A 12,184-nucleotide genomic window follows, 5' to 3' on the forward strand; every position below is an offset into this window, starting at 1 on the left:
ACGACAAGCCCATTGGCAGAATTAAGTATGCACTAAATTAATTCCGCCAACAGGTAATATTAATCAGTTTTTAGCAGATTCTAACTAAAAAAGGATAAATTTGCAGATTGTAACCAAATAACATCAAAATCTAAAAAATATGAGAAAATCATTTCTTACATTCGTGCTTACACTGCTCGCAGGAGCATTGTTCGCACAGCAACCCGCAAGAGTAAATGTTGCGGAAGGCACACTCGAAGGCGTCAACGAGTCGGGCGTAAAGACATTCAAGGGCGTTCCGTTTGCTGCTCCGCCCGTGGGCGACCTCCGCTGGAAGGCTCCGCAGCCCGTAGAAAAGTGGCAGGGCGTGCGACAGGCAAAGGAGTTCGGACCCAACCCTATGCAGGAGAATATATTCGGCGACATGAACTTCGGCACGAAGAAGATGAGCGAAGACTGTCTGTATCTCAATATCTGGACACCGGCAAAGGACATGAACGAGCATCTGCCTGTTCTTATCTACTTCAACGGCGGCGGACTGATAGCTGGCAGCGGCAGCGAACCGCGCTATGCCGGCGACGCTATGGCTCGCAAGGGCATCATCTCCGTTACAGCCAACTATCGCGAGGGCATCTTCGGCTTCTTCACCCACCCGCAGCTCTCCAAGGAGACCGCATACAAAGGCTCGGGCAACTACGGTCTGCTCGACCAGGTGGCTGCCATCAAATGGGTTAAGGACAACATTGCCGCTTTCGGCGGCGACCCCGAGCGCATTACTATCGTAGGCGAGTCGGCTGGTTCTATGTCCGTCAGCGCTCTCATGGCTTCGCCTTTGTGCCAGGGACTGTTCGCCCAGGCTATGGGTTCGAGCGGTTCGGTGATTGGAATGAAGAAGGTGAACACGCTGAAAGAGGCTGAGGCACGAGGCGTGGAGATGGCAAAGAAGATAGGCTGCAAGAACTTAAAGGAGTTGCGCGCCATGCCGGCTGAGGAACTTATGAAGAAGGCTGGCAGAAGTGGCGTCACTGTATACAACGTAGACGGCTATTTCTGGACAAAGCAGCCTTACGATGTGTTCGCCAATGGCGAGCAGACCAAGGTGCCGCTGCTCATCGGCGGCAACAATCTGGAGGCGAACGCCATGTATATCCTCGGCAACAAACCGGCAACCGTTGAGAACCTGAAGGCTGCGGCACGCAACATCTTTGGCGACGCTACCGACGAGCTTTTCAAGCTCTACGGACTCAACACCGACGCCGACGTAACCGGACAGCCGGGCAACGAACTCGGCGGCGACTGCTTCCTCGACTACTCTACATGGAAGTGGGGCAACATGCACAAGCTCACCAGCGGACAGCCCGTTTACCGCTACCGCTACTGCCATCCGCGTCCCGACATGCTGCTGAAGGACAAGGTGGCTGGTCTTGCGGGCGGCGTTCAGGACAAGACCGACGACACGCCTGCCGCTCCGCGTGCTACCGGCGCCGTTCACTCTGCCGACATCGAGTATGCTATGGGCACACTGCCCACCAACCGCGTATTCGACTGGCAGCCTGAAGACTACGTCGTTTCGGACATCTTCAGCAACTACTACGTCAACTTCGTGAAGACCGGCAACCCGAACGGACTCGGACTCGTCGACTGGCCTACAACCAACGGCAAGAGCGTAGCTCCTGTGCTGCAGATCGACGTGAACACGTTCGTAAAGGAAGACCCGAACATGGAGAAGCGCTACGAACTTATGGATAAGCTGTTCTGGAAGTAGAACTCCGCATATAAAAGAATATCACAGACCGCATAAAACAGCAAGAACCACATTGTCTGCTCTGAAGAGAAGCAAGATAATGTCGTTCTTGCTGTTTTTTGGTTGGTGCACTTGAATTTTGGTTGGTGCACTTGAGACAAGTGCACCCCCTACAAGTACCCTTATGCAAACGTTTTCACAACATAAAAAAAATTCTGCGAGCCGCTCATGCGCCCTATTTTAAAATAATGTGATAACTTTGTATCGTAATTAAAAACCAATCAAACGAATGTCTGAACTGCAACCAACCACGATGAAGGATATAGCCGAGCATTTCGGTGTGTCCATAGCCACTGTGTCGCGTGCGCTCAACGGCAGCGAACGCGTCAGTGAGGAGAAGCGCAAGCTTATCTGCGAGTATGCTCATGAGCACAACTTCTATCCGAACGACATCGCCAAGTCGCTGCGCAACTCTCACAAGCAGCCGGTGAAGGTGATTGGCGTCATCGTGCCCGAGTTCACCCATTATTATTTCTCCACCATTCTCAACGGCATTGAGGACGCTGCGTCTAAGCGCGGCTACCGCATCATCGCCACAACATCACGTGAGCAGTACGACCGCGAGGTGCAGCTCTGCCAGATGTTCGAGGCTCATCAGGTGTGCGGCGTCATCGTGTCGCAGGCTAAGGAGACGCAGGACTACGCCCACTTCCAGTCGCTCATCGACCGCGGCATACCGCTCGTGTTCTACGACCGCATCTGCACGGGTGTAGACGCAAGCCGTGTGGTAGTTGACGACTATCAGGGTGCGTTCATCGCCGTGACGCATCTCATCGAGACGGGCTGCCGCCGCATCGCCTTCTACGGCATGAAGGGCAAGACGGCGCTCGGACAGAACCGCTACAACGGCTATCACGACGCCCTGCTGAAGGCTGGCATACAGCCCGACGAGTCGCTGGTGTTCGTCTGCGACAACCGCGAAGACGCCGAGCGCATCACGCCCGACGTGCTGCGCCGCGAAGACCGCCCCGATGCGTTCTTCTGCGTGAACGATGACACGGCTATCGGCGTAATGTACACGGCTAAGCACAACGGATTCCGCGTGCCCGACGACGTCTCGGTATGCGGATTCACCAACGGCGAGCGCGCCATCGCCTGCGACCCGCAGCTCACTACCGTAGAGCAGCGCGGAACGAAGGTTGGCGAAGAGGCAGCCACCATACTCATGGACAAGGTGGAGGGCATCACGCCGCGCGACCATATAGAGAAGCGCGTCGTAAGAACAAGGCTCGTCGTGAGAGAGAGCACGAAGAGCTAAGAAGGCTTAGCTCCTAAAGAGGCCTAAGAAGGCTTAGTTCGGCCTAAGCGCACCCTAAGAAGAAAAACCAAAAAACCAAATAACAATGAAACCAAAACCAAACCTAAGTTTCTGGAAACTGTGGAACCTCAGTTTCGGATTCTTCGGCGTACAGATTGCGTACGCCCTGCAGAGCGCTAACATCTCGCGCATCTTCGCCACACTTGGTGCCGACCCGCATAGCCTCAGCTACTTCTGGATACTGCCGCCGCTCATGGGCATCCTCGTGCAGCCCATCATCGGCACACTCAGCGACCGCACATGGTGTCGCTTCGGACGCCGCATTCCCTATCTCTTTATCGGCGCATCGGTAGCTGTAGCCGTGATGTGCCTGCTGCCAAACTCCGGTTCGTTCGGCATGGCGGTCGGCGCGGCAATGGTGTTCGGCCTCATCTCGCTGATGTTCCTCGACACGAGCATCAACATGGCGATGCAACCGTTCAAGATGCTCGTGGGCGACATGGTTAACGAGAAGCAGAAGTCGCTCGCCTACTCCATACAGTCGTTCCTCTGCAACGCCGGATCTATCGTGGGCTACCTCTTCCCCTATTTCTTCACAGCCATCGGCATAGCCAACGAGGCAGAGAAGGGCGTCATACCCGACTCCGTAATCTACTCGTTCTACATCGGCGCCGCTATACTCATCCTCTGCGTCATCTACACCACACTGAAGGTGAAGGAGTGGAACCCGCAGGAGTACGCCGAGTACAACGAGGCGAAGCCCGAGGAGGACGAAGGCAAAGCCAACTGGATTGAACTGCTGCGCAACGCTCCGTCGATGTTCTGGAAGGTGGGCGCCGTGCAGTTCTTCTGCTGGACAGCATTCATGTTCATGTGGACATACACCAACGGCACCATCGCCGACACCGTATGGAACACCACCGACACCGCATCGAAGGGCTATCAAGAGGCAGGCAACTGGGTTGGCGTGATGTTCTGCTGGCAGGCTATCGGCTCTGTACTGTGGGCAATGGCTCTGCCGCGCTTCAAGAACGAGAAGGCGGCTTACGCGCTGAGCCTTGTCATCGGCGCCGTGGGCTTCGCTCTCGTGCCGTTCGTGCACGACCAGAACCTGCTCGCTGTGCCGTTCATGCTCATCGGTTGCGCATGGGCTGCGATGCTCGCCATGCCGTTCGCCTTCGTAACGAACGCTCTTGAGGGCTACGGACACAAGGGCGCTTACCTCGGACTCTTCAACGGCACTATCTGCATACCGCAGATCATCGCTGCGGCGTGCGGCGGTACGCTGCTCTCGATGGTAGGCTCGGTGCAGAGCAACATGATGCTCGTGGCTGCGGCGTCGCTCGTGCTGGGCGCCCTGTGCGTGGCCCGCATCAAAAAATAACGCAGTGGTATCCTTGCCACCGCAACACCCTCAAACCATTGTTAATCACATACACATCAGTCCTTAATTGATAGCGATCTGTCATCGTGCAGCGAACGCCGCCCGATCGGATTCCGTACGCCGTCCAATCGGATTGCGTACGCCGTCCGATCGGATCGCGTACACTGCACGATGACTTTTATTATGATTCAAATTTCTTTATTTAATACTTTTGACACGCCATCTTGCTTGCGTAAACGTTTACACACACTATACATTAGATTTGTATTAAAAAAAGTGCAACGAATTGATATAAATCATAAATTTGCACATGGAAAGATCCTAATAACGTTTGTAACTAAAAACAATTTATTATAAAATCAAAACTACATGAAGAAGCAGGTTAAATTCCCTAATGCCCTCAGAACAGCTACGCTCTCAGCAGGCTTGTTCCTATCGGCAAGCGCCTTTGCACAGCAGGTTGTTGTGAAAGGCAACGTAGTAGACGAAACCGGCGAGCCGGTTATCGGTGCTTCCGTCAAGGTTGTAGGCGGTACATTAGGTACTGTTACAGACATCGACGGTAATTTTACTCTCAATGCCGACAAGAAGTCGACCATTGAAGTTACTTACATCGGCTATGAACCTGTAAAGATGCAGGCCGGCCAGAACCTAACAATCCATCTCAAGAACACTTCCTCTACACTTAACGAGGTTGTCGTAATCGGTTACGGCGCTGTGAAGAAGTCGGACCTTACCGGTTCGGTTACAGCTCTTAAGCCCGACTCAAAGAACAAGGGTCTTGTGGTGAACGCTCAGGACATGCTCGCCGGTAAGGTGGCAGGTGTGAACGTTACGTCAAACTCTGGTGAGCCAGGCGTCGGCACACAGATTCGTATCCGTGGCGGCTCTTCACTGAACGCCAGCAACGACCCACTGATCGTTATCGACGGCGTGCCTATGGACAACAACAAGGTGGGCAACACAGGCTCCAACTTGCTTTCTACTATCAACCCGCAGGATATCGAGTCGTTCAACGTCTTGAAGGACGCTTCGGCTACAGCCATCTACGGTTCGCGCGGTTCTAACGGTGTCATCATCATCACCACAAAGAAGGGTCACAAGGGTCAGAAGCCGGAGGTAAGCTACTCGGGTTCTGTATCGCTCTCTATGAAGAAGAAGACTCAGGATGTGATGAACGGCGACGAGTATCGTGCTTACGTCAAGAGCCTCTTCAACGAGAACGACAATGCCGTTAAGGCTCTCGGTACAGCCAACACCGACTGGCAGGAACTCATCTACCGCAAGGCAGTGAGCCACGACCACAACGTAACGGTATCTGGCTCTGTAAAGGACTATCTGCCCTACCGCGTATCTCTCGGCTACACAGGTCAGCAGGGTATCTTGAAGAACTCTGACTACAACCGCTACACGGCTTCAGTGAACCTCAACCCGTCGTTGCTGAACAACCACCTCAACCTCAACCTCAACGCCAAGGGCATGTTCTCTAAGGCTAAGAAGGCTGACAATGCTGCCATCGGCAATGCCGTTTCGTTCGACCCGACACAGAGCCCGTACGGATACACATCGCAGCGCGACCTCGCTATGCTCGGTTCTAACGCACAGCAGACACTGCAGAACTTCGGCGGCTACTTCAACTGGCTTACCGCCGCAGGCGGCTTTGGCGACCCGTCATGGGCATTCACACGCTTCAAGGACGCTCCTGCCAACCCGCTCGCTCTGCTCGAACTCGGCAACAAGCAGGAGAAGGTAAGATCGTTCATCGGTTCGGCTGACATCGACTATAAGGTGCACGGTTTCGAAGACCTGCGTCTGCACGCTACTCTCGGTCTTGAGGTGGCTAAGGGCACAGAGGACGAGTCGCAGCCTACATCTTATGCCTCTACATTATATTATGGTGGCATCACAGACAACGAGAACTTCAAGCGCAACGAGCTGCTCAGCCTCTACGCTCAGTATTACAAGGACTTCAGCAAGAACCACCACTTCGACATCATGGGCGGTTACGAGTACCAGCACTTCTTCTTCCGCTACAACAACTCGTGGATGCAGTACTACCCGCAGACACACCCGGAACATGCAGGTGAGGTGTTCAAGGACACTAAGGACTTAGACAAGTACGAGAACTATCTCGTTTCGTTCTTCGGACGCGCCAACTACACACTCATGAACCGCTACTTCTTCACCGCTACGGTGCGCGACGACGGCTCATCACGCTTCAAGGACCACTGGGGACTCTTCCCGTCATTCGCTTTCGCATGGAACATGAAGGACGAGAACAACATCAAGGATATCAACTGGCTCTCTGAACTGAAGTTCCGCGCCGGCTACGGTGTGACTGGTCAGCAGGAAGGCATCTCCAACTACATCTGGTTCAAGCAGTACAAGAAGGGACAGAACTTCGGCCAGTACCCGATTATCGGCGACGGTTCTATCTATACTCCGCTCTACTACAACGACAAACTGAAGTGGGAGACCACAACAACGTATAACCTCGGTCTCGACTTCGGTATCTGCAAGCGACTCACCGGTAGCATCGACTGGTACGTACGCAAGACCGAAGACCTTATCAACGACGCACCTGTAACTGCACTCGCCGGCTCTGCCGACCGCGGCTTGCAGAACATCGGTTCGTTGAAGAACACCGGTGTTGAGCTTTCGTTGAACTACGTAGCAGTGAACACCAAGGACTGGTACTGGACGATGAACTACAACCTCACGTACAACCGCAACCGCATCACCGACCTCAACGGCGTGAGCGACAACGGCGACCCTGTAATGACTGGCGACAACATCGACTCTTCTAACAAGGTGCTCGCTTACCAGACTGGCTACGCTGCCAACTCGTTCTACGTTTACCAGCAGGTTTACGACAAGAACGGCAAACCGCTTGAGGGCGTAGTAGTAGACCGCAACGGCGACGGCGTCATCTCTGAAGCTGACCGCTATCTCTACAAGAGCTCTATGGCTCCTGTCACAATGGGCTTCTCTACACGCGTTGAGTGGAAGAACTTCGACCTCGGATTCTCACTCCGTGCAAGCCTCGGCAACTACTTGTACAACAACTTCGAGCAGGGACAGCGTCTGAAGACTACCAGTGCTGTATGGTGCCAGGACTCTTACTTAGCTAACCGTTCTGTAAGCAGCCTCGGCTGGTTGTCAGACTCTAACACATCTAAGCTCTCCGACTACTTCGTACAGAACGCTTCGTTCCTGAAGATGGACAACATCACACTCGGCTACTCGTTCGACCGTCTCTTCAAGAGCGGCTCATGGAAGGGCATCTCTGGTCGTGTGTACGCTTCTTGCAGCAACGTGTTCACCATCACCAAGTACAGCGGCATCGACCCTGAGGTATACAGCGGCATCGACAAGAACGTTTATCCGCGTCCTATCACATTCCAGTTCGGTCTGAACCTCAACTTCTAAACAAAAAACATAACTTAAACGATTCACGACAATGAAAAGATATATAAAATCGGCTCTCGCACCTGCCGCTGCGCTGCTCATCAGCCTCGCTTCGACATCGTGCCTCAACGACCTTGACAAGGAGCCTATCAGCCCGAAGATTGACCTCAACGTCAACAACGACGGACTGCTCAACAAGTGTTACGCCAACTTCGGCATCAACGGCAATGGTAGCGGATCGAATAGCGACGACGATCCGGACGTAAAGGGATTCAACGACCCAGGTATGACCGGTCTTGTACGTGCTATGTTCAACATGAACGAGCTGCCTACCGACGAGGCTACATGCTCATGGGGCGACGGTCTGCAGGAGCTCAACGCGGCTAAGTTCGACCCGTCACACGCTTGGGTGAAGCTCTACTACACACGCCTCACTCTGGGCATCACGTTCTGCAACCAGTATCTCGAAGTTGCAGGCGGCGAGGACAAGCAGAAGACAGCAGAGTGCCGCTTCCTCCGCGCTATGCAGTACTACCTGCTCATGGACGCTTACGGAAATGTAGGCTTCTCTACATCACTCGAGAAACCGCACAGAATGGAGCGCGCAGAACTCTACAAGTGGCTCGTAGAAGAGCTGACCGCCATCGAGCCCGACCTCGCCGAACCGAGAGTGAAGACCGGCAGCGACGCCGACTACGGTCGTGTAGACAAAGCTGCTTGCTGGATGCTTCTCTCACGCCTCTACCTCAACGCTGAGGTTTACAGCGGCAAGGCAGAATGGCAGAAGGCTAAGGACTACGCCAAGAAGGTGATGGACTCTCCGTACGACATCAACACTACATCTGTAGGTCGATGGAGCGCATACCAGCTTGTGTTCATGGGCGACAACGACAGATCTGCTGCCGCAAAGGAGATTCTCTTCCCTATCGTGAACATCTCTGGCAAGACTGCAAGCTACGGCAACTCGCTTTTCCTCATAGCTGCTTGCTTCGATCCGTCTATGCACGCCAACCCAAACGACCCGACCGGTTCTAACGGTTTGGTAGGTCAGCAGTGGATCGGTCTGCACCCACGCGTTACGTTGCTCAAGAAGTTCTTCCCGAGCACATCTGCTCCTGAGGTTCCTTCTTACGAGATGACTGCTCAGGCAGGCGACGACCGCGCTATCTTCTGGGGCGAGGGCCGCTCATACGAGATTGAGAACATCACAAAGTCGGCTGAGGGCTACGGCGTCTGCAAGTTCCTCAACTACAACAGCGACAACTCTACACACGCCGACCCGACTTTCGCTGATATGGACTGGCCGTTCATGCGTGCTGCAGAGGCTTACCTCAACTATGCAGAGGCTGACGCTCGCCTCAACGGTGGCAAGACATCGCAGGAAGGCACACGCATCCTTAACAAGCTGCGCGAACGTGCCAACGCAAGCACTCGCGCCGAGTCAAGCAGCTATTCGCTCAACGAGATCTGCGACGAGTGGGCTCGCGAGTTCTACTTCGAGGGTATGCGCCGCACAACACTCGTACGCTTCAACCTCTTCGGTGGCAACACTGGCTACAACTGGGACTGGAAAGGCGGCGAGTCGGCTGGCAAGAACTTCGAGGCATTCAAGAACATCTACCCGATTCCTCTGACACAGCTCCAGAGCAACACAAACCTCAAACAGAACCCTGGTTACACCAACTAATAACAACGTCCGGAGGAGAGCGACAATCTCTCCTCCACCGTTACAATCAACCTAACAAACAAGCATAAGCAATATGAAAAAGATATTGAAATCGGCATTGCTGATCATGATGGGTCTCGTGATGTTCACATCGTGCGAGGACGACAACGACAGCAATCCTATCGTTAAAACACCGACGGAGTTTCGTTTGAACACTCCGGCACTGGCTGCTACGAATATCGACCTCACCAACTCTTCAGCAATAGTGTTCACATGCTCGCAGCCTAACTACGGTTTCCCTGCATCTACCATGTATAAGGTGCAAGTATCGCTGAAGGAAGATATGACCGACTTCGTAGAACTCGACCAGTCGTTCCCTAATACAGTATGCAGCGTAGACGCAGCTCAGCTCGCAAGCACACTCACCACAATGGAGCTGAACGCAGGCAAGAGCGAAGCCGACTTCCCGATGGATGTAAAGGTATATGTACGTATGCGTGCCTACATGACAACCGATACCGGCGAGCCGGTGGCTGACACCGAGATTCTTTCTAACGTCATCTGCCTTGAGAACGTTCACCTCAACTACTCGCTGGCTCCTGTTACAATGCCTGAGCACCTCTACGTTGTAGGCGGCTTCTGCGGATGGGACTGGGGCAACAGTTTCGAGTTCGTACCGGTTTACGACCATCCGGAGATGTACTGGCGCATGGTTTGGATTGACGAGGGTGGCGTTAAGATCAACACAGCTAAGGATTGGGACGGCAACCAGAAGGGCTACAACGACATCACCGTAGCCGGCGACCTCGCTGCCAAGATCTCTACTAACGACGACGGCAACATCTGCTCTACAACTCCGCAGTGGTACCTCATGGTGGTTACTGCTTCTGTAAGCGGACGCGATATCAAGTACACAGTAGAGTTCAACGAACCGAACGTTTACCTCATCGGCGAAGCAATGGGCCAAACCGAATACACCGAACTGGCGGAGGACTGCAAGTTTACGGTTCCGACAACAATGGACGCCGACTTCGTTTCACCGGCATTCACTGGAAACACACCTGATGATGCTGGTGTACGTGCTTACGTTAAGATTCCGGGCAACGACTGGTGGCACTCTGAGTTCATGGTGCTCAACGGCGAGATCGCTTACCGTGGCAAGGGCGGCGACCAGGACCGCGTGGCAGGTAAGGTTGGCCAGAAGCTCTACCTCAACTTCGCAACAGGTAAGGGTAGCCTCAAGTAAGAAAATGAAGTTTCACAAGTTTCGCAGGTTCTTCTGCCTGCGAGACTTGTACAAAGCAACTTTTCAACATTAAAAAGACAAAGGAAATGAAAAATATTTCAAAGCTTTTAGCATTCGGCTTCATGGGACTCGCACTCGCTTCGTGCGACGACAGCTACGACGACTGGAGCCAGCCACAGCAGAACCCGCAGGAGGAGATTATCACACTGCCTAACTTCACTGCTACAGTGGCACAGCCTATCGACTTCGATCAGGTTACATCAGACAGCGTGACGGTGTTCACACTCAACGACGCAACTCTTCCCGAGGGCGTGACTCTCGAAAAAGGACGACTCGAAATGACAGCACAGAACGCTGCAAAGACTACGGTAAACGTGAGCGGAAACGGACGTGCCTGCACAGCCGAACTGCTCGACGCAGTGGTAGCAGCTTACGGCAAACGCCCTGTGGAGCGCACAATGAGCGCTGAGGTGCTGCTGAACGCCATGAAGGACGGACAGGCTGCACTCATCAAGGCTGGAACAATCGAACTGAAGCTCACTCCGAAGGCATCGGAGTACACACCTATATATTATCTCGTAGGTGCGTTGCAGGGCTGGAAACCAGAGGTTAAGACTTGCATGTTCTACCCACAGAGCCAGACAGTACAGACCTACACCACACAGTGGACTGGTGATGGCAATCTGAAGATTTGGGACGAGAACAACTTCGGCGATTGGAACAACTGTATCGGCGCAGCTACCGACGGCGACAAAGCTGCTTCGGGCAAGCTTGTGACAAGCAATGCTGGAGCAATAGTATGTCCGGAGCCAGGCACCTTCTACACACTGAAGGTCGACTTCGAGACTATGTCGTACACATGGACAAAGCTCGAGAACCAGACTCCTAAAGAGTTCGAGAAGATCGGTCTCATCGGTGACTTCAACGAATGGGGAGGCGACGAGAATATGACTGCTACCGCACCGCACAACTGGACTGCGGAGGTAGATTTCGCTGCGGATACCAAAGTGAAGTTCCGCGCTAACGGCGCTTGGGACGACAACTGGGGTGCTGGCGTGAACATAGCAGAGAAGTACTACGGCACTGGCACAAATGGCGGCGATAACATCAATGTTCCGGCTGGCAAGTACAACGTGTTCTTCAACGACATCACCGGCGAGTTCGTATTCGCTGCAAGGTAAACTTTTGATATCAAACATATAAAAAATAAAAAGCGGGATTGCGCATCGGTCGCAATCCCGCTTTTTCATATTTAAGGGATGTGAAAAGGTAAACTCTTTGGTGCACTTCTTGCTCTGGCAAGCGGCAAAGCCGAGCGGAGACAAGTGCACCCCCTAAAAGCAAAAAGGTGTATCAACATTGTTGATACACCTTTTGTTATTCTGTGGGTGGTGATGGATTCGAACCACCGAAGGCATAGCCAGCAGATTTACAGTCTG

The 12,184-nt window shown here is 53.4% G+C and carries 7 protein-coding genes; all 7 read left to right on the forward strand.

Features of this window, described 5'->3' with window-relative positions:
- The first annotated feature begins 139 nt into the window (after positions 1–139).
- The 7 genes from KTQ90_RS11360 to KTQ90_RS11390 all read left to right on the forward strand — a co-directional run bounded on the left by KTQ90_RS11360 (position 140) and on the right by KTQ90_RS11390 (position 11,926).
- Positions 140–1,744 carry a carboxylesterase/lipase family protein gene (locus tag KTQ90_RS11360; protein WP_217318534.1) on the forward strand — a complete coding sequence of 535 codons (1,605 nt, stop codon included), beginning with the start codon at positions 140–142 and terminating at the stop codon, positions 1,742–1,744.
- 268 nt (positions 1,745–2,012) lie between these two features.
- Positions 2,013–3,041: a LacI family DNA-binding transcriptional regulator gene (locus KTQ90_RS11365; protein ID WP_217318535.1), complete on the forward strand. Its 1,029-nt coding sequence runs from the start codon at positions 2,013–2,015 to the stop codon at positions 3,039–3,041.
- 85 nt (positions 3,042–3,126) lie between these two features.
- Positions 3,127–4,425: an SLC45 family MFS transporter gene (locus KTQ90_RS11370; protein WP_217318536.1), complete on the forward strand. Its 1,299-nt coding sequence runs from the start codon at positions 3,127–3,129 to the stop codon at positions 4,423–4,425.
- A 369-nt stretch (positions 4,426–4,794) separates the two neighbouring features.
- Positions 4,795–7,854 (forward strand): SusC/RagA family TonB-linked outer membrane protein, encoded by a 3,060-nt coding sequence (locus KTQ90_RS11375; protein ID WP_217318537.1) that lies wholly within the window; start codon positions 4,795–4,797, stop codon positions 7,852–7,854.
- A 31-nt stretch (positions 7,855–7,885) separates the two neighbouring features.
- Positions 7,886–9,520: a RagB/SusD family nutrient uptake outer membrane protein gene (locus KTQ90_RS11380; RefSeq protein ID WP_217318538.1), complete on the forward strand. Its 1,635-nt coding sequence runs from the start codon at positions 7,886–7,888 to the stop codon at positions 9,518–9,520.
- A 73-nt stretch (positions 9,521–9,593) separates the two neighbouring features.
- Positions 9,594–10,745 carry a SusF/SusE family carbohydrate-binding protein gene (locus tag KTQ90_RS11385; protein WP_217318539.1) on the forward strand — a complete coding sequence of 384 codons (1,152 nt, stop codon included), beginning with the start codon at positions 9,594–9,596 and terminating at the stop codon, positions 10,743–10,745.
- A gap of 86 nt (positions 10,746–10,831) precedes the next feature.
- Entirely contained in the window at positions 10,832–11,926 is a 1,095-nt protein-coding gene (locus KTQ90_RS11390) for an Outer membrane protein SusF domain-containing protein (protein WP_217318540.1), read from the forward strand.
- Positions 11,927–12,184 lie beyond the last annotated feature (258 nt).

It is taken from the genome of Leyella stercorea, from assembly GCF_019052365.1.
Classification (GTDB): Bacteria; Bacteroidota; Bacteroidia; order Bacteroidales; family Bacteroidaceae; genus Prevotella.

What these genes read in the sequence shown, in the direction of transcription:
- KTQ90_RS11360 (WP_217318534.1), top strand. Translation starts at nt 140, where the DNA reads ATGAGAAAATCATTTCTTACATTCGTGCTTACACTGCTCGCAGGAGCA.
- KTQ90_RS11365 (WP_217318535.1), top strand. Translation starts at nt 2,013, where the DNA reads ATGTCTGAACTGCAACCAACCACGATGAAGGATATAGCCGAGCATTTC.
- KTQ90_RS11370 (WP_217318536.1), top strand. Translation starts at nt 3,127, where the DNA reads ATGAAACCAAAACCAAACCTAAGTTTCTGGAAACTGTGGAACCTCAGT.
- KTQ90_RS11375 (WP_217318537.1), top strand. Translation starts at nt 4,795, where the DNA reads ATGAAGAAGCAGGTTAAATTCCCTAATGCCCTCAGAACAGCTACGCTC.
- KTQ90_RS11380 (WP_217318538.1), top strand. Translation starts at nt 7,886, where the DNA reads ATGAAAAGATATATAAAATCGGCTCTCGCACCTGCCGCTGCGCTGCTC.
- KTQ90_RS11385 (WP_217318539.1), top strand. Translation starts at nt 9,594, where the DNA reads ATGAAAAAGATATTGAAATCGGCATTGCTGATCATGATGGGTCTCGTG.
- KTQ90_RS11390 (WP_217318540.1), top strand. Translation starts at nt 10,832, where the DNA reads ATGAAAAATATTTCAAAGCTTTTAGCATTCGGCTTCATGGGACTCGCA.